The sequence below is a fragment of the Sorangium sp. So ce1335 genome, assembly GCF_051521615.1.
In the GTDB taxonomy this organism is placed as follows: Bacteria; Myxococcota_A; Polyangia; order Polyangiales; family Polyangiaceae; genus Sorangium.
Genome location: NZ_CP150363.1, coordinates 2,811,102 through 2,828,062 on the forward strand (window position 1 = coordinate 2,811,102; position 16,961 = coordinate 2,828,062).

15 protein-coding genes are annotated in these 16,961 nt (G+C 75.4%); 8 read left to right on the top strand and 7 right to left on the bottom strand.

What is annotated here, in order from left to right:
• Nucleotides 1–6: 6 nt before the first annotated feature.
• The 3 genes from WMF24_RS10465 to WMF24_RS10475 all read right to left on the bottom strand — a co-directional run bounded on the left by WMF24_RS10465 (nucleotide 7) and on the right by WMF24_RS10475 (nucleotide 4,911).
• Complete coding sequence (locus WMF24_RS10465) at nucleotides 7–1,857, bottom strand: Stp1/IreP family PP2C-type Ser/Thr phosphatase (RefSeq protein ID WP_437736238.1); 1,851 nt, start codon at nucleotides 1,855–1,857, stop codon at nucleotides 7–9.
• Nucleotides 1,854–3,764, bottom strand: a complete 1,911-nt coding sequence (locus WMF24_RS10470) for an FHA domain-containing protein (protein WP_437736239.1) — start codon at nucleotides 3,762–3,764, stop codon at nucleotides 1,854–1,856. The genes WMF24_RS10465 and WMF24_RS10470 overlap by 4 nt, the downstream gene beginning before the upstream one ends.
• 301 nt (nucleotides 3,765–4,065) lie before the next feature.
• Nucleotides 4,066–4,911, bottom strand: coding sequence for a hypothetical protein (locus tag WMF24_RS10475; protein WP_437736240.1), 846 nt, complete (start codon nucleotides 4,909–4,911; stop codon nucleotides 4,066–4,068).
• 218 nt (nucleotides 4,912–5,129) lie between these two features.
• Here WMF24_RS10475 and WMF24_RS10480 point away from each other — a divergent pair, with 218 nt between their 5' ends.
• A complete protein-coding gene (locus WMF24_RS10480) occupies nucleotides 5,130–5,522 on the top strand; it encodes a hypothetical protein (protein ID WP_437736241.1) in 393 nt (130 codons plus the stop codon).
• A gap of 64 nt (nucleotides 5,523–5,586) precedes the next feature.
• Here the strand turns inward: WMF24_RS10480 and WMF24_RS10485 are convergent, their stop codons facing one another.
• Genes WMF24_RS10485 through WMF24_RS10500 form a run of 4 tightly spaced genes read right to left on the bottom strand, consistent with a single transcriptional unit; the run spans nucleotide 5,587 to nucleotide 10,045 of the window.
• On the bottom strand, nucleotides 5,587–6,723 hold the full coding sequence (locus WMF24_RS10485; protein ID WP_437736242.1) for a tetratricopeptide repeat protein: 1,137 nt from the start codon (nucleotides 6,721–6,723) through the stop codon (nucleotides 5,587–5,589).
• Entirely contained in the window at nucleotides 6,720–7,814 is a 1,095-nt protein-coding gene (ltaE, locus tag WMF24_RS10490; RefSeq protein ID WP_437736243.1) for a low-specificity L-threonine aldolase, read from the bottom strand. The genes WMF24_RS10485 and ltaE overlap by 4 nt, the downstream gene beginning before the upstream one ends.
• Before the next feature lie 54 nt (nucleotides 7,815–7,868).
• A complete protein-coding gene (locus WMF24_RS10495; protein WP_437736244.1) occupies nucleotides 7,869–9,443 on the bottom strand; it encodes a GMC family oxidoreductase N-terminal domain-containing protein in 1,575 nt (524 codons plus the stop codon).
• A complete protein-coding gene (locus WMF24_RS10500; protein WP_437736245.1) occupies nucleotides 9,440–10,045 on the bottom strand; it encodes a hypothetical protein in 606 nt (201 codons plus the stop codon). Before WMF24_RS10500 ends, WMF24_RS10495 begins: the two co-directional genes overlap by 4 nt.
• A 322-nt stretch (nucleotides 10,046–10,367) precedes the next feature.
• Between WMF24_RS10500 and WMF24_RS10505 the strand changes: the two genes are divergently transcribed.
• From WMF24_RS10505 to WMF24_RS10535, 7 genes are all read left to right on the top strand, one after another.
• Nucleotides 10,368–12,035 (top strand): hypothetical protein, encoded by a 1,668-nt coding sequence (locus WMF24_RS10505; protein ID WP_437736246.1) that lies wholly within the window; start codon nucleotides 10,368–10,370, stop codon nucleotides 12,033–12,035.
• Between the two features lie 270 nt (nucleotides 12,036–12,305).
• A complete protein-coding gene (locus WMF24_RS10510; RefSeq protein WP_437736247.1) occupies nucleotides 12,306–12,872 on the top strand; it encodes a Spy/CpxP family protein refolding chaperone in 567 nt (188 codons plus the stop codon).
• A 17-nt stretch (nucleotides 12,873–12,889) separates the two neighbouring features.
• Nucleotides 12,890–13,135, top strand: coding sequence for a hypothetical protein (locus WMF24_RS10515; protein WP_437736248.1), 246 nt, complete (start codon nucleotides 12,890–12,892; stop codon nucleotides 13,133–13,135).
• Between the two features lie 58 nt (nucleotides 13,136–13,193).
• Nucleotides 13,194–13,880: a response regulator transcription factor gene (locus tag WMF24_RS10520; protein WP_061619168.1), complete on the top strand. Its 687-nt coding sequence runs from the start codon at nucleotides 13,194–13,196 to the stop codon at nucleotides 13,878–13,880.
• Nucleotides 13,877–15,247 carry an ATP-binding protein gene (locus WMF24_RS10525; RefSeq protein WP_437736249.1) on the top strand — a complete coding sequence of 457 codons (1,371 nt, stop codon included), beginning with the start codon at nucleotides 13,877–13,879 and terminating at the stop codon, nucleotides 15,245–15,247. The genes WMF24_RS10520 and WMF24_RS10525 overlap by 4 nt, the downstream gene beginning before the upstream one ends.
• Nucleotides 15,248–15,314: 67 nt before the next feature.
• Nucleotides 15,315–15,689, top strand: a complete 375-nt coding sequence (locus WMF24_RS10530) for a response regulator (protein WP_437736250.1) — start codon at nucleotides 15,315–15,317, stop codon at nucleotides 15,687–15,689.
• 107 nt (nucleotides 15,690–15,796) lie between these two features.
• Complete coding sequence (locus WMF24_RS10535; protein ID WP_437736251.1) at nucleotides 15,797–16,927, top strand: hypothetical protein; 1,131 nt, start codon at nucleotides 15,797–15,799, stop codon at nucleotides 16,925–16,927.
• Nucleotides 16,928–16,961 lie beyond the last annotated feature (34 nt).

Here is a 16,961-nt window from a genome sequence, read left to right on the forward strand (position 1 = left end):
GCGCCCCTAGCGGAGCAGGTAGTAGCCGGCGATGGTAACGCACGCGACGGCGCTCACGATCATCAAGATCACGAGCCACTGCGGCGCGCCGTCGGTCGGGATCATGATCGGCTCGTCGCCCTGGACGGGCGCGCGGGCGCTCCGCTCGTCCAGGCCGTCGTCCGTCGCCATGGTCGAGAAGGCGCGGTCGTACTCGTCGCCCTCCTCGCCCATGTCGCTGTCCGCGTTGCTCATCCACGTCTTCGGCGACGGCGGGCGCTGCGAGATCTTCTTCTCGTCGAGCTCCTTCACCTTGCGCGCCGGCTCGGACGCGGCGGCGTTCTGGGCCAGGAGGTGCTCGGGGAGCGTGTACTTCTGGTAGCGGAGCTCCTCGATGTCCTCGAGCTCCGGCGCAGCGAGCCCGTCGCCGTCGAACTTCGCGACGACCACCGTGATGTTGTCGTGGCCGCCGGCCTGGTTGGCCCGATCCGTCAGCACCTTGCAGGCCTCGATCGGATCGTCGACGGTCCGCAGCACCTCGCGGATCTCGTCGTTCCGCACCATGCCCGAGAGCCCGTCGGAGCAGAGCATCAGCGTGTCGCCGCGCCTGAGCTGGACGTAGGTGAGGTCGACCTGCACCGAGTCCGCCGTGCCGAGCGCCTGGAGGATGATGTTGTTGTGCTCGAACGTCTCGGCCTCCTCCTCCGTGAGCTGGCCGGCCTCGATGAGCTGGTTCACGAGCGACTGGTCGCGCGTCACCTGCACGAGCCGATCGCCGCGCAGGATGTACGCGCGGCTGTCGCCGACCTGACCGAGGAAGAGGTGGTCGTCCATGAGCGCGGCGATCGTCGACGTGGTCCCCATGCCCCGCCGCGTCCGATCGAGCTTCGCCTCGCTGAAGATGCGGAGCCCGGCGGCCTCGATCGCCTGCACCAGCCGCGCCGCGAGCTCGTCGTGGTCCTGCGGGGGGCCGCCGGCGCTCATGCGCTGGTAGATGATGTCGACCGCGAGCTGGCTCGCGACCTCGCCGGCCGCGGCGCCGCCCATGCCATCGCACACGCCGAGCAGCGCCCCCCGCTCGCCGACGACCTGGTAGCGGTCCATCTCCATCAGGCCGCGGCTCGCGTTCGTGAGGTCCGCGACGATGAAGTTGTCCTCGTTGTGCTCGCGGACCTGGCCCACGTCGGTCCGGCCGAACAGCCGCAGCACGACCTCGGGGCGACGCGGCTCGTCCTGCGCTGCTGCCTCGCTGTCCATGTCTTCGGGGCGCTGTGCGCCCTCCGCCGGCGCGCCCTCCGCCGGCGCGTCGCCCGCGAGCGCGGCCCCTGCCGGGCCGCCGCTGCGGACGGCCTCCGCGGCCGGCGTCGCGTCGAGCGCGCCGTCGTCGCGCGATGCCGCGCTCGACGACGGCGCGCGGGCGCCCCGCGCCGGCGCGAAGGCCGCCGGGGCGTCGGGGGTCACCGCGTCCGCGAGGTCGTCCGACCGCGTCGCGATCCCGTCCGCGTCCTCGTCGCGCGGTCCACCCGCGGTGAGCCGCACCCGCGGCGGTGGGGGGAGCTTCCTCCCGACCTTGTCGGGGCTCGGGGCGCTGGGCCCCTTCATGGGCTTCACGGCGATGCCAGCCTTCTGCTCGCGCGCGGCGCTCGTGGCCGGACGCGTTTTGGGCGGCGGGGGCGGCTTCCAGTTCACGGGCTTGCCTGCTTCCACGGACCCCGCCTTGCCGGACTCGAGCGACGCGGCGCTGAGCGGGGAGTCACCAAGGGCCTTGCCCGCGTTGCCGCTCGAGTCGGCCCCCACCGACGCCGCGCTCGGGAGCCCATCGACTTCCAGCGCCTCGGTCGGCGTTTCGCGCGTCTCGCGGACGGTGTGGTCGCTCATCGGGGGAGATCCACGCGGAACAGGTGCTGCCCGATGCGCACGAAGTCGCGATCCGCGAGGCTGACCTCCTCGCGGATCGCGACGTAGGTCCCGTTCGACGACTCCAGGTCGGTGAGCGTGAACTCGCCCGTGGCCGGGTTCCTTCGGATGGCTGCGTGGCGTCGCGAGAGGAACGGATCGGCCGTGAACACGATGTCGCCCGTCTCCCGTCCGATCACAGTTTCGTCCCGGTAGAGGTGGTACACGTCCCGCGTCACGCCCTCCACCGTCCTCTGGCAGAGCCGCGCCCGCCGGTGGATGGCGGGCGAGCCAAACAGCAACGTTCCATGCTGGATCGCATGGCCGAGGCCTCGCTCCCCGTCGCTCACGGTCTGAAACTGTAACACCTCGAGCCCCAGGAGAAGCAAGTCGCCATCTCGGAGGGCGTGCGTCTTCCGGATGCGGAGGTAGATGCGGTTGACGCTGCCCAGGTCACGGAGAACCCAGGAACCGCTCTGCGGAATGATCCGCGCGTGCCGTGGCGAGACGTACAGGTCGTCCTCGAGGAGGATGTCCCCCTCGCTCCGGCCGATGTCGATCTGCGGGCCCGTGAGCGGGAAGCTCTTCCCCTCGGTCCCATCTTCGACGATGACGATGAGCTTGCCGTCGGGCGCCCGGGTCGGCCGGGTTTCGGCCGGGACCCACGCGGGCGGTCGAACCGAGTAGGACGCCCGCAGCGGAGCGAGCGGTACCGGCGAGGGCGGCGGCGTGCTGCCCGTCTCGGTCGAGCCCGGCCTGGCGTCGCCCTGGGGCGGCCGCGGCGGCTCGCGCCCGACCTCCGGGGTGCTCGACGGCGCGGGCGGGCGGTCGGCGAGGGCCTTGCCGGGGCGCTCGGAGGCGGCCCGCTCGGCGTCGAGCGGCGCCCCGCAGTACTTGCAGAAGCGCGTGCCCGCCAGGCACTGGCCGTGGCAGCGCGCGCACTCGACGGGCGGCGCGGGCACCTGGCGCGTCGATGCGATGTCGACAACCGGCGAGCCGATGATCTTGTCGGGGGTGCCCCCGCCGGTCGGGAACGGGGGGAGCCGCGGAGGCGGCAGCGCGACGGGCGGCAGCGGCGGAGGGGCCGGTTTGCCCGCCGGCGCGCTGACGGTGCCCTGCGGCAGCGCGTCCGCTCCACCCGGACGATCGTCGCGCGGCGCGGTGTCCTGCAGGGGCGCTTGCCTGGGCGCGGTGTCCTGCAGGGGCGCTTGCCTGGGCGCGGTGTCCTGCAGGGACGCTTGCCCGGGCGCGGTGTCCTGCAGGGGCGCTTGCCTGGGCGCGGTGTCCTGCAGGGGCGCTTGCCTGGGCGCGGTCTCCTGGAGCCCTCGCGCGGTCGTCCCGGGCTGCTCGAAGGGCGGGTGCGCCACGTACGGCGCACCGGGGGAGAGCGCGGCGTCCGGCTCGCTGCCCCTCGCCTTCCTGGGCGCCGGGTCCGTCGACGGCGGGGTGCCCGTCGGAGCGGCGCCGTCCTTCTTGTGGTGGAGCGGCGCGCCGCATGTCACGCAGAAGCGGTAGCCCGGCGGGTTCGCCGCGTCGCAGGCCGCGCAGGGGCTCCCCAGCAGCGCGTCGGTGATCGCTGGCGTCGCGGGCGGCACGCGCGCGCTGCCTCGGTCGGTGGCGCTCCGCGGATCTTGCAGCGCCGGCGCCATCTGGATGGCGCTGCCCAGGGCGCCCACGGCCGCGCCCTCGCGCGCCGAACGGGACGTCCCCTCCGCGCGGCCGTGCACCGCCGGCAACGCGGGCTCCGTCCTGGCCGAGCTGATGGGGCTGAACGAGAACACCGGCGCCTCCGGGCGGAGCCGCCCCGGCCCGGGGCGCGCCCCCGGCGCCCTGCCGGCCGCGCGGGCGTCGTTCGCCGGCGGCTCGTCGGTCTGCGTTGGCGACGACACGGCCGGGAGCGACACCTGAGGCAAGCCGCTCGGCGGCGTCGGCGGGGCGACGCGCGCCTCCCGAGCCTTGAGCCTCCGGCCGCAATCCTGACAGAACGTCAGATCGCCAGCGTTGTCGCGACCGCACACATCGCAGATCACGCTGCCGAGGGGACCGCGGAGCGACGGTCGAGTCAAGTAGCCGGTGCGTTCTCTCGAGCAGGCGGGGGGAGCCGCGCAGCGCCGACCGGGGAGCGCAGCGCCGATCGGGGAGCCGCTCAGCGCCGATCGGGGAGCCGCTCAGCGCCGACCGGGGAGCCGCTCAGCGCCGACCGAGCTCGGTCCGCACCTCGAGCAAGAGCTCGAACCCGACGAACTGCGCGATGGCGGTGGCGCGCTGGTAGCCGGCCGTGTCCTTCCAGCCCGCGAGCAGCACCGGCCTGTACACGCAGCTCACGCCGAGCACCGCGCGGCGCGACACCTCGAGCTCGACGCCGACGCCGCCGAAGATGAGCGCGCCCCCCGTCTCGGCGCCCCACTCGTTGCCGTAGATGACGCCGCCGATCCCGGCGGAAAAGTACGGGGCCGCTCGGTAGCCGATGTCCGGCAGGTACCTCATCTCGGCGCGGAGCTGCTGGAAGATTCCAAGCCGGTAGAGGTTGCTCGAGTCCATCTTCGTGAACTGGTACGCCCCGCCGAAGTACCAGGGCCCCGGCGATCGGTAGCCGCTGCGGATCGCGAGCCCGCCGCCGCTGCCCAGGATGCACGCGTACAGCGGCCCCGATCGCGGGCAGGCGGCGCCGGCGTCGAGGCTGATCTCCGCCGCGAGCGCGACGCCGTACTGCGCGTACTCGACGTGCAGCGGAGGCGGCCGCGTGGCGAACCGGACGCGCGGCTTGACCGGGGGCAGCGGCTCGGCGGAGGCGGCCTCATCGCCTTGCGCATCCGGCGCGACGTCTGCAGCGGGCGAGGCGGGGTCGCCATCGGCCGGCCCGTCTGCGGCGCCTTCCGTCGCCGCGCCGGCGGGCGCCTCCGGCGCGGAGGAGCGGAGGGCGCGCTCGATCCTGGCGTCGCCGTCGGGCGGCGCGGCCGCCGCTGCCGAGGACAGCAGGGCGCCGGCCGCGAGGACCGCGGCCGGGAGCGCGCCGGGCGGAGGTCGTAAACGCACGAGTTGCTTGAGATACGCGAGAGATCTGCCGCGGGCAACGCTCCTCCGCGGCGCGGGACGGGGGCGGCCGTCCGGGGCTCTCGGCGCCATCGGGGAGGCCCCCGGAAAAGGTGGGGCAGGGAGGGGGGACGGGGAGGGGGGCCGAGCGATCTCTTGAAGCTCGACCCCATACGCCGCTTGACGTCAGATGCGAGGGTCGCCTAAACGAAGCCACCTTCATGGAGATTCACCTCGACAAGCGTGCCGTAAAGCAGATCCGCCTCTCTGCGGCGGATGCCGTTGAGGAAGGCGACACCGAAGCGCTGCGCGAGGACGTCCTCGAGGCGTTCTCGGAAGAGCAGGTCGAAGAGATCGAGCGTCGTCTGGACAGCGGTGATTTTTTTGAGTTCTTGACCGATGTGCTCGACGAGTGGGGGGGCGACGACGTGGACGAGCTCTTCGAGCTCCTCGAGACGCAGCTCGGCGACATCGGCATCGACCTCAAGTACGAGCCGCGCGAGGACGACGACGACCTCGACGAGGCCGATGACGACGACCTCGGCGACGACGACGACGAGGGCGACGACGACGACGACGCGGATCTGGAGCCCGCGGACGACGAGGACGACTGAGCGGGCGGCGCGCCGCCGCGACGCGCCGCCCCGGCGACGCGCCGCGCAGCGTGGCGCGCCCGTGTCAAGGGTCCTTCCCGCCGTCGAGCTCGCGGAGGATGTAGTCTGCGCACGGGCGCTGCTCCTCCCCGGGCTTCTCGGCTGACGGCGGCTCCGGGAGCGACGGGCAGATGGCGCGCGCGCAGCGCGCGTAGCGCGAGTCCGGGAGCTCCCGGGTGATCAGGGCCGCGGTGGCGCACGCCTCCTCGGTCCGCCCGTCCTCGCGCCACAGCTTCGCCTCGGCCCAGAGCGCGTCGTCGCGCAGGATGGACGCGGGGTGGTCCGTGTAGAGCTTGCGCAGCTCGCGGCGCGCGGCCGCGCGATCGCCCAGCGCGTCGCGGTAGAGGCGCGCGATCATGAGCTGCGCGTCGTCGAACCTCCCGCGGTCGTAGCTGCCGGTCACGGCGGACTCGCGCGCGGCGAGCATCTCCCGCAGGTAGCCGATGGCCTCCGTGGGGCGCCCGAGCGCGGCCGCGAGCTCCGCCGCGCGGAAGAGCGCGTCGTCCGTCAGGTTGCCGGCGGGGTACGGGTGCGCGCGCGCGGCGGCGACGAGCGCGCGCAGCGCGCCCTCGCGATCGCCGCTCCGCTCGAGGAGGAGCGCGGTGTGGTACGCGACGTCCTGATCGAGCGCCGTCCCGCGGAACGCGGGGCCGTACCGCCGCAGCCACGCGAGCGCGCCGCCCGCGCCGGCGCGCTCCTCCTCGCGGCGGATGAGCCGCTTCAGCGCGTTGCGCGCGAGCCCGTGCGATGGGTGGCGCCGCGTCGCGGCGAGCAGCTTCGCGTGGCCCGTGTCCGCGTCCCCGTGCGCGATCTCGAGATCGGCGAGCTCGAACTCCGCTCGCGCCGAGCGCGGCCCGTCCGGCGAGTCGGCGAGCAGCCGCTCGTACGCCGCGCGCGCCTCGGGCCAGGCCTCGGCCCGCTCGAAGGCGCGCGCTTGCAGGAGCCGCGCCTCGTCGCGGTCCTTGACGAGCAGGGCGCGCGCCGCGGCGCCGTCGAACGAGCGGGCCGCCTCGCGGTAGCGCCCCGCGTGGTAGGCGCGCTGGCCCGCGGCCATCGCGGCGAGGTAGGCGTCGCCGCGCGCCGGCGCGCACGCGGGGCCGAGCAGCGCGGCGATCGCGAGGGCGAGCGCCGCGGCGGAGGCGCGGGCGGCGCGGCGGCTCACGCGCGCACGCCCGCGCCGTCGCGCGGCTGCGAGAGGACCTCGGCGAGCGCCGCGGCGAGCGCGCTCGCCGCGGGCGCGACCTGCTCGGGCGCGACGTCGAGGTGGGTCACGGCGCGCACGGCGCTCCGGCCCGCCGCGCCGACGAGCACGCCGCGGCGCCGCGCGGCCTCGACGAGCCGCTCGGCCGGGACGCCGGGCGTGTCGATGTAGAGGATGTTCGTCTCGGGCTCCTCGACGATCGCGCCCGGCGCGGCCGTGGGCCCCGCCTGCCCGCCGTGCGCGACCGCGCGCAGGGCCCGCGCGATGACGCGCGCGGCCTCGTGGTCCTCGGCGATGCGGCCCTGGTGGTGCGCGAGCGCGTACAGCGCGGCGGCCGCGAGCACGCCGGCCTGCCGCATCCCGCCGCCGAGCATCTTCCGGAAGCGGAGCGCGGCGCGCACCGCGTCGGCGCTGCCGCACAGCGCGGAGCCGACCGGGGCGCCGAGCCCCTTCGAGAAGCAGACGCTCACCGTGTCGAACGGCGCCGCGAGCTCGGCGACGGAGCGACCCGAGGCGACCGCCGCGTTCCAGATGCGCGCCCCGTCGAGGTGGAGCGCGAGCCCGTGCGCGCGCGCGACCGACGCGATCGCGAGCACGTCGCCCTGCGGGAAGACCCGGCCGCCGGCGCGGTTGTGCGTGTTCTCGATCGCGACGACGCGCGTGCGCGGGAGGTAATAATGCGGCGGCTTGATCGCGTCCTCCACGTCCGCCGCCGTGAACAGGCCGCCGCGCCCGGCGAACATGAACTGCACGCCGCTCCAAGCGGCCGCGGCGCCGCTCTCATAAAAGGCGCAGTGCGCGCCCTCGCCCGCGATGACCTCGTCGCCGCGCTGCGTGTGGCAGAGGAGCGCGATCTGGTTGCCCATCGTGCCGCTCGGCACGAACAGCGCGGCCTCCTTGCCCGTGAGCTCCGCGGCGCGCTCCTCGAGCCGGCGCACGGTCGGGTCCTCCCGGTAGACGTCGTCGCCGACCTCGGCCGCCGCCATGGCGGCGCGCATGGCCGCGGTCGGCCGGGTCACGGTGTCGGAGCGGAGATCGATCATCGCTTGCATGCTGGATCCTCGGCTGTCGGCCTGGCCGACACGTTAGCACCGCGCCCCGCGCCCCTACGCGGGGCTCGCCGCCGCGAGCGCCGGGAAGCGCTCGGCCATCCGCCACGCGATGCGCGTCGCCATCGCCATGATCGGCACCTGCGAGTTCACGCCGATGCTCGTCGGCAGGATGGAGCCGTCCGCCACGAACAGCCCCGGCAGCGCGAAGCACTCGCCGCTCTGGTCGACGATCCCGCGCCGCGGGTCGTTCGCCACGCGCGCGCTCCCGAGCGGGTGGAACGCCATGCACTCGATGCGGCGCGCGTCCACGGGGGCGCGCTCGGCCGCGCGCGCGGCGTCCATGGACGTGACCGGCGGGTCGCCGAGCTGCGCCGTGTAGACCTCGCGCGCGCCGGCGGCGATCGCCATCTCGCTGAGGATGGTGATGGCGCGGCGGAGCCGCGCGAGGTCCCGCGGCGCCATCGCGTACGTGACGATCGGCTCCCGGCCGAGGCCGCGGCGGACGCGGCCGCCGCCCTCGTCGTGGATCATCGCGCCGAAGACGGCGCAGCGCGGGAGCGCGCGGACGCGCCGCCGCAGCGCGGGCCCGACGCCGGGCAGGCCCGCCGCGAGCACGTTCACCGCCGAGTACACGCCGACGAGCTTGATCCCCTCGGCGTCGAAGTGGTCGGAGTACACGCTCTGGAGCGCGCCGTCCCAGCCGTTCAGCGCGTCGTCGAACCGCGCGACGACGCGCACCGCGGGGTGCAGCGTCACGCCGTCGCCGAGCGCGCCGCTCGACCGGAACGCGCCCGTCGCGCCGAGCAGCAGCGGCGTGTGCAGCGTGCCGCACGCGGCGACGACGACCTTCGCGCGCACCCGGAACCGGCGCGGCGGCGCGCCCGGATCGCCGCCGAGTAGCCGCCCCTCGACGCCGGCGGCGCGCCCGCGCGTCACGGTGATCCGCTCGACCAGCGCGTCGGCGACGACGCGCGCGCCGCGCGCGGTGGCCGACGGCAGGTAAGCGACGTCGACCGATCGCTTCGCCCCCGCGGGGCAGGTGAAGTTGCACCGGCCGTTGCCCTCGCACGCGTCGCCTGTGTTGCGGCGGAGCGGGCGCATCGGGATGCCGAGCCGCGCCGCCCCCTCGACGAACCGCGCCGTCGACGCCGAGCGCAGCGCCTCGGGGACCTCGCGCACGTGCAGCCGCTCCTCGACGCTCTCGTACGCCGCCTCGAGCGCGCGCTCCGACAGCTCGTCGAGGCCGAGCTCGCGCACCCACCGCGCGTGGACGCTGCCCGGGATGCGGAAGCAGACGCCGCCGGTCACCACCGACGATCCGCCGACGGCGCGCCCCAGGGTGAGGGAGATGATCGGCGTCTGCCCCACGCCGAGCGCGGTGAGCATGCCGCCGTCGCGGAACAGCCGCCGCAGCGACTCGCTGGGCTTCCAGCGCTGGTAGTCGTCGGGGCGGTAGTGGGGGCCCTCCTCCAGCACGATCACGCGGCGCCCGGCCTCGGCGAGCAGCGCCGCGACGACCGCGCCGCCGGCGCCGGAGCCGACCACGACGACGTCGCACGCCTCGTCGAACCCCGCCGGCAGGTCGCGCCCGCTGACGATCGGCTCGCCCGACGCGATGCCGCCGCTCACGCCGCCCCCTCCGCGCCCGGCGCGCGGGGCGCGGCGGCGGGCGGCGCGGGCGCGCCGTCGCGTGCCTCGACGGGGGCCGAGGGAGGCGCGCCCGCGGCCGGGCGGAGCGCGGGCAGCCTGCGCCGCGCGGCGGTGCTCTCGCGATCGAGGCCGGTGAGCGCGAGCTCCGCGCCCTCCTCGAAGGCCGGGATGCACAGCGGCACCTTGAAGGCGAGGAGCAGCATCGCGAGCAGCCCCGAGCGGCTCGACTCCAGCGCCTCGAGGTAGGCGAGCCGCCTCGCGAGCGGGAGCCGGCTCATCCTGCTGAAGGCGCCGATCACGAAGAGCGGCAGGACCTCGAGGCAGACGGCCAGCAGCGCGAACCCGCGCCGCGTCTCGGGGCTCGCCTGCCCGAGCGAGAGATCCAGCGCCGCGACCGCGCGCTCGCAGACGCCGGCGCCGGGTGGGACGAGCTCCCCGCGCTCGTCCTCGTCGCACAGCATCGCCTCGGCCGCGGCCTGCGCGACGCGGCGCGTCCACGGCGCGAGCCCTCGCCCGGGGCGGTCCCGCCGATCGAGCTCGAGCGCGGCGCGCCCTCGCGCCCCCTCTCCCGCGTCCTTCATGGCCGCGAGATCCTAGCCCGGATCGGCCTGGCGCCGAGCGCGAAGGGAGCGTGCGCAGCGGCCGGGTGAGCCCTGACGCTGGCCTCGGCCACGCGAAGGGGGCGCCCTTGCGGATCGGCGCCCTCGGTCGCGGGGCGCGCTCCGCGGAAGGCGCGGGGAGGCGTTCGCGCGTGGTTGCACAACGACACGCTGACGGTTCGCTGTGTCGCGTCGAAGCGCCCACGTCGCGCTGCGTGGGAGCGCGCTGCACGGCCGCGCGGGATGTCCGTCGCGGATCCGGTTCTGGTATTCAGCAGAGCGGCCAAGGGGACACGGAGGAACGATGGCGGAGCGATCGCTGCAGCACCGGGATCCTGACAGCAAAGACGACGAGACGCTGAGGCGAGAGGCGCGCGTGCACCTCGCGAGCGAGCCCGCGCTGCAGCTCGTCGCCGAGCTCGTGGCGCGGCTGCGGGAGCTCGACCTGCCCTGGTGGACGCCGGTCAAGCTGCGCGAGCGCTTCGGCGCGATCGAGCGGATGGGCTGGTTCCGCGAGCGCAGCGACGTTCGCCAGCAGATCACGACGTCGCTCACCGGCCTCGCGCCGCGGGCCGCGCGCCGCAAGACGCCGGACTTCCAGGGCGCGCTCATCGACTCCGTCATCGACGAGGGCGACATCACCCCGCGCGCGTTCGAGGCCGCGTTCGACCCCCGCGATCTCGCCGTCTACGGCCCGGCCGCCGCGTACTGGCAGTTCTTCCGCGAGTCGATGCCGTGGGACGAGGACACGCCGCAGCACCAGGAGATCGTCGCGTGGCTGCTCAAGGCGCTGCTCGCGGACCGGAGCCCGTTCGAGGGCATCGGGAGGACGCCGATCCTGACGCCGTGGGACGTGCGCACGGCGATCGACGGCCGGCTCTGGCAGACGCGGATCCCGATCGAGGTCCGCGTCGCGATCGACAACGCGCGGCTCAAGCAGGAGCGCGAGCGCCCGGGCGTGCCGTTCCACGCCGACGGCGAGCTCGCGATCGCCGGGCCGGACGTCATCGCCGCGAACATCCCGCCGCGCGAGATCCTCCCCGTGGTGCAGCTCGCGCAGAAGGCGATGCGCTTCGACGCGTCGCGCGCCGCGCCGAAGGCGGACGCTTCCAGGGCGGCGCCCGCCGAGCTGTCGTCGGGCCGCAACGGCGCGGCCGCCGCCCCGCAGGGCGGCGCGGCCGCGCCGGCGGCGACGGCGGGCAGCGCACCCACATCGGCGGCGGCCGGCGCGCCGGCGTCGCCGGCGTCGGCGCCCGCCTCGTCCGGCGGCGCGACGGCGGCGAAGCCGCCGACCTCGTCGCCCGGCGGCGCGACCGCGTCGGCGACCGGAGTACCCGTCTCGGCGCCGGCGGTGTCGGCGCCCGCGTCCTCCGGCGGTGGGCCCGCGTCGTCCCCGATCTCGATCTCGACCGACGCCGGCAAGGCCGGCGCCGGTCCGGCCGGGGCTCCCTCCGGCGCGGCGGGCTCGCCTTCCGGGGGGCTCCCTGCGTCGGTGAGCAGCCCGCCGAGCAGCTCGGCCTCGGCGCCGAGGGCCTCGGGGAGCATCACGCCGCCGAGCGCGATCGTCGCGAGGCCGTCGCCCGCGCCGGGCGCCTCGCCGGGGGGCGAGCCGGCGCGCGGCAGGCTCCCGAGCGACCCCGGCGCGTTGTCAACCTCGCGCGCGTCGGCGCCCCCTCCGCCCCCCGCGCCCCGCGCGTCGACGCCGCCCGCGCCCCGCGCGTCGACGCCGCCCGCGCCGCCTGTGCTGCCTGCGCCGCGCGCGTCGACGCCGCCCGCGCCGGCCGCGGCCGGGGTCGAGTCGCTCGACGACCTCGAAGAGGAGGACGGCGAGGGAGACGACGACACCGGCGCGGAGAGCGAGCGCACGAACCCGTTGGCCGTCTCGGCCGCCGACAAGAAGGCCGACGCCGACCTGGACGGCCTCGACGCGCTGGAGCTGCCCGAGGACGGAAGGCCGTCCGGCAAGAGCTAGCGCGCCGCTCGCCGCCTCATCGCGCGCCCCTCGCTCGCGGCCTGTTCACACTTCTTCACGCGCGCTCCCGCACAGCCTTCACAACCCCTGCGCAGCTTCGATGTGGCTCGGGGCCGCGCGTCTGCGGCTCCAGCCCTGGCAGCCTGGGGCCGCGCGTCTGCGGCTCCGGCGCTGCGGCCGGGGTCGCGCTCGCGTTCGGAGGAACCGAGGCCGCGCGCACATGCCCCGTGCACGGATCGACAGCGGAGACGCTCACGGAGGGTACTCATCATGTTCGGATTCTTTGTCGGAACGGCCTGCCTGATCGGCCTGATCGCGGTGCTGCGCCGAGGCGGCCGGTATGATTGCGGCGGCGCTCCCTGGGGCGCCGGCCCCTGGGACGCCGGTCCCCACGGCCACCGCCGCCGCGGCTTCGGCGGCTTCGGGTTCCGCCGGCGCCTGTTCCTGTCGTTCCTCTTCGACCGGCTCGGGACGACGCCGTCGCAGGAGAAGGTGATCGTCGCGGCCATCGACGAGCTCCGCGCCGCCGCCGACGCGCAGCGCAGCGAGATCCGCAGCACGCGCGCCGACGTCGCGGCCTCGGTGCGGAGCCCGAGCTTCGACGAGACCCGCCTCGGCGAGCTGTTCGCGCGGCACGACACCGCGATCGAGTCGCTGCGCAGGGCCTCGGTCGGCGCGCTCGGGAAGATCCACGCCGTGCTCGACGACCGGCAGCGCGAGCAGCTCGCCGATCTCATCGAGATCGGGCCGCCCGCGTTCCGCGATCTCTGGTCGGGCAGGGGCGGGTGGCGCGGCCGCCGCGTCGATCCCTACAGGACCCACGGCGAGTGGGCGTGAAGGAGGCAGCGAGACCCATGCGACGCCAGATCACCATCACGCTGCTCGTGCTCGGCACCGTCTTCGGCTACGCCTCCGGCTTCTCGTCGCTGCGCTGCCGCGCCGAGGCCCGCCGCGACGCCTTCCAGCGACACGTCGCGTCCCTCTGCGTGGACGCCGCGCGCGAGGCCGAGCGCTCCGAGCGCGCCGATCGACCCCCAACGCGGAGCGCCGCGGCCGCGCGATCCGGGTCACCGGAGGCCGACACCGGCGCGCCGCGCTGAGCTATACATCAGGGGAGCGGCGGCCGCGCGCTGCCGCCCCTGCACCCGGGTTCCTTCCATGGCGCTGCGGCTCCTGCTCATCGACGACGACACCAGGCTCCACGGCTTGCTCGCGAGCTACCTCGAGCAGAACGGCTTCACGGTGACGGTGGCGAGCGACGGCGCGCGCGGCCTCGCGGCCCTCGCCGCGGGCACGTTCGACGCCGTCCTCCTCGACGTGATGATGCCCGGCATGGACGGCATCGAGGTCGTGCGCCGCATCCGGCAGAAGAGCTCGATGCCGATCCTCATGCTCACCGCCCGCGGCGACGAGGCCGATCGCGTCGTCGGCCTCGAGATCGGCGCCGACGACTACATCGCGAAGCCGTTCAGCCCGCGCGAGCTGCTCGCGCGCCTCCGGGCCGTGCTCCGGCGCGCCACGCCCGACGCCGCCGGCGAGCGGATCGTGGCCGGCGACATCGCGATCGACGTGCCCGGCCGCGTCGTCACCGTCGCGGGCAAGCCCGCGGATCTCACCGGCATCGAGTTCGACATCCTCGTCGCGCTCGCGCGGCGCGCCGGCCGCGTCGTCGCCCGCGAGGCGCTCCTCGAGGAGGCCGGCCGCGGCGACGTCAACGTCGGCGGGCGGACGGTCGACGTGCACATCTCGCACCTGCGGCAGAAGCTCGCCGACGACCCCAGGTCGCCGAAGCTCATCAAGACGGTGCGCGGGGTCGGCTACGTCCTCGCCAAGGATCGCGCGTGAGGGGGTACCGGTCCTGGCTGTACGAGAACGGGCGGAAGGTCTCGATCGGCCGCTTCGTCAACGCGCGGCTGCACCGGCGGATCTTCATGTGGTTCGGCGCGACCATCCTGATCACCGCGGTCGCCGCGATCGCGACGACCGCGGCCATCAACCGCGTCGGCAACTCCGGCTGGCGGCACGAGCACGCCCGCGCCCAGTCCTTCGTGGGGCACCAGTTCCACCGCGTCTGGGGCGATCCCGTGGCCCGCGACGCCCTCGCCCGCGTCATCGCCGAGGATTTCGACACCGACCTGGAGCTGCTCGACGCCAGCGGGCGGAGGCTCGCGAGGTACGGCCAGCCGTGCCGGGCGCAGGTGCTCGTCGCGCAGGTCCGCGGCGACGAGGGCCCGCTCGGCACGGTGTTGCTCTGCCCGGGGCGCGGCCGCTCCGGCACGTCGCTCCGCTTCGCCCTGCCGCTCCTCGCGGTGGCCGTTGTCCTGTGGGCGGCCTCCGGCCTCATCTCGCGCCGCCTCGCCCGCCCCCTCGTCGATCTGGCCCACGTCGCCCACGAGATCGGCGCGGGCAAGCTGTCGAGCCGCGTCCGGCTCGACTGCCACGGGCAGGGCGAGGTCAGCGTCGTCGCCGAGGCGGTCAACGACATGGCCGCGCGCATCGAGCGCCAGCTCGCCGACCAGCGCGAGCTGCTCGCCGCCGTGTCGCACGAGCTCCGCACGCCGCTCGCCCGCATCCGCCTGCTCACCGAGATGGCCCGCGGGGGCGGCGGGCCGGGCGCGTCCGTGCTCGACGATCTCGACCGCGAGGTCATGGAGATCGACGCCCTCGTCGGCGATCTCCTGGCCAGCTCGCGCCTCGACTTCGCGGCGCTCACCGTGGCCCGCCTCGATCCGGCCGAGACAGCGATCCGCGCGCTCGAGCGCGCCGGGCTGGATCCGTCGCTGCTCGAGGTCGTCGAGGGGACGCCGGCGTTCGAGGCGGACGCCACGCTGCTCGCGCGCGCCCTCGCCAACCTGCTCGAGAACGCGCGCGCGCACGGGGGCGGGGCCGATCGGATGCGCGTCCGTCCCGGTGGTCCGCGCAGCGTCGTCTTCGAGGTCGAGGATCGCGGCCCCGGGTTCGCGGACGGCGAGGAGACGCGCATCTTCGAGCCGTTCTTCCGGCGCGAGCGGGCGCAGGGCTGCGGCGACGGCGCCGAGCGCGGCTCGCTCGGCCTCGGCCTGACGCTCTGCAAGCGCATCGCCGAGGCGCACGGGGGCCGCGCGTTCGCCGAGCGCCGCGAGGGCGGCGGGGCGCGCGTGGGCATCGAGCTCGCGCTGCGGCCGCCCGCCGCCGACGCGCGGTCGAACGGGCGCGCCCCTCGCCGCGCCTGACCTGCGGCGGGGCGTTCCCGCTTGACCGCGCGGCGGCGCGGGTGCGACCCTCCCTGGGCTCGCGACCATGCGAATCCTCCTTTGCGAAGATCAGGACGCGATCCGGCGCATGATCGAGACTCTGGTCAGCGCGAGCGGCCATGAGGTCATCGGCGTCGGCACCGGCCCCGAGGCGGTGGAGCGCGCCTTGACCGAGCCGTTCGACGTGCTGCTTCTCGACCTGATGCTCCCCGGGAGCATGGACGGCTTCGAGGTGTGCGCGCGCCTGCGCGCGGACCCCGCCACCTCCAGCTTGCCGATCGTCGTCATCAGCGCCCTCGACGACACCGAGGCGCGCGCCCGCGCCGAGAAGCTCGGCGCGACGGCCTACTACGCGAAGCCGTTCCGGCCCCTCGAGCTCCTGGAGCACATCGGCGGGCTCAAGGCCGCGCGGCGGGCCTGACGCAGGCGCGCGCGGCCGGCACCGGCCGGCCGGCGCAAGAGCGCGCTGGAACGCGGCGCCGGTTTTGGCTACACCCGGCCGTCATGCACACTCGGTGGCGCGGGATCATGGCTTCGACGCTCGCGGCGGTCGCCCTGGCGGGGTCCGTCGCGGGCTGCGACGGGGACAAGGGCAAGGCGAAGGCCGACGCGGACGCGCTCGACGCCGGCCCGCCGCAGCCGGTGCTCGGCGGCAAGCTCGGCGCCGAGCTCGCCGCGGCGGCGTCGGGCGCCCCTCCGGAGCGGCCCGCGCCGGGCGGCGGCGCGACGGACGGCCCGCCGGAGAACGGCGTGTTCTCGCAGCAGGCCGCGCTCGTCGCGCTGCCGAAGGACGTGCCCTACAAGATCGAGGTCATCGACGAGGGCAGCGAGCCGAAGACGAGGCTCGCCGCGAAGATCGACCCGAAATCCGAGCAGAAGCTCACCATCACGCTCGGGCTGCGCATGGGCGGGCCGCAGGGGCTGCCGAACCTCGATCTCGGCGTGAGCCTCAAGGCCGAGAAGCCGGCCGACAAGCCCAAGGAGGGCGCGGCCGGGGCGGGGGCAGCCGCGCCGACGAAGGTCATCGCGAAGGTCACGTCGGCGACGCTCGCGTCGATGTCGATCGGCGGCCCCCCGAAGGAGCTCGCGGACGCGCTCGCGAAGCTGAAGGGGAGCGCGCTGCGCTACGACCTCTCGCCGGCGAACGTGGCCATCGATCACAAGCCCGAGCTGGCCAAGGACGCCGATCCCGGGCTCCAGCCGATCCTCGCCGCGCTCGGGGAGGCGATCGCGCTCGTCACGCCACCGCTGCCGGACAAGCCGGTCGGCGCGGGGGCCTACTGGATGGTCACCGACCGCGCGGTGGTGTCGGGCGCGCAGCTTCCGGTGCTGCGGTACCGGGTGTTCAAGATCGAGAAGATCGAGGGCGACGTCGTCTCGTTCAGCGTGGACACGCGCCAGTACGCCGAAGGGGCCGACCTCAAGCTGCCCGGGCCGAGCGGCGAGGTCACGATGACCGTCGACCGGCTCGAGTCGTCGGGCAAGGGCTCGCTCACCTGGTCGCCGTCGGCCCTCGCGCCGGCCACCGCCGACGCCTCGCAGCGGCTCCAGGCGCTGCTCGTGCCGCCCGGCGCCAGCGGCCAGCAGGCCACCCAGCGCAGCGTGGCGCAGGTGGAGCTCACGGCGAGGTTCGCCGCGCCGGCGGCGGCGGCGGAGTAGCGCGCCCCGTTCAGGCAGGCGGCCCGGCGCGCCG

What these genes read in the sequence shown, in the direction of transcription:
- WMF24_RS10480 (WP_437736241.1), top strand. Translation starts at nt 5,130, where the DNA reads ATGGAGATTCACCTCGACAAGCGTGCCGTAAAGCAGATCCGCCTCTCT.
- WMF24_RS10500 (WP_437736245.1), bottom strand. Translation starts at nt 10,045, where the DNA reads ATGAAGGACGCGGGAGAGGGGGCGCGAGGGCGCGCCGCGCTCGAGCTC.
- WMF24_RS10505 (WP_437736246.1), top strand. Translation starts at nt 10,368, where the DNA reads ATGGCGGAGCGATCGCTGCAGCACCGGGATCCTGACAGCAAAGACGAC.
- WMF24_RS10515 (WP_437736248.1), top strand. Translation starts at nt 12,890, where the DNA reads ATGCGACGCCAGATCACCATCACGCTGCTCGTGCTCGGCACCGTCTTC.
- ltaE (WP_437736243.1), bottom strand. Translation starts at nt 7,814, where the DNA reads ATGCAAGCGATGATCGATCTCCGCTCCGACACCGTGACCCGGCCGACC.
- WMF24_RS10510 (WP_437736247.1), top strand. Translation starts at nt 12,306, where the DNA reads ATGTTCGGATTCTTTGTCGGAACGGCCTGCCTGATCGGCCTGATCGCG.
- WMF24_RS10535 (WP_437736251.1), top strand. Translation starts at nt 15,797, where the DNA reads ATGGCTTCGACGCTCGCGGCGGTCGCCCTGGCGGGGTCCGTCGCGGGC.
- WMF24_RS10530 (WP_437736250.1), top strand. Translation starts at nt 15,315, where the DNA reads ATGCGAATCCTCCTTTGCGAAGATCAGGACGCGATCCGGCGCATGATC.
- WMF24_RS10520 (WP_061619168.1), top strand. Translation starts at nt 13,194, where the DNA reads ATGGCGCTGCGGCTCCTGCTCATCGACGACGACACCAGGCTCCACGGC.
- WMF24_RS10465 (WP_437736238.1), bottom strand. Translation starts at nt 1,857, where the DNA reads ATGAGCGACCACACCGTCCGCGAGACGCGCGAAACGCCGACCGAGGCG.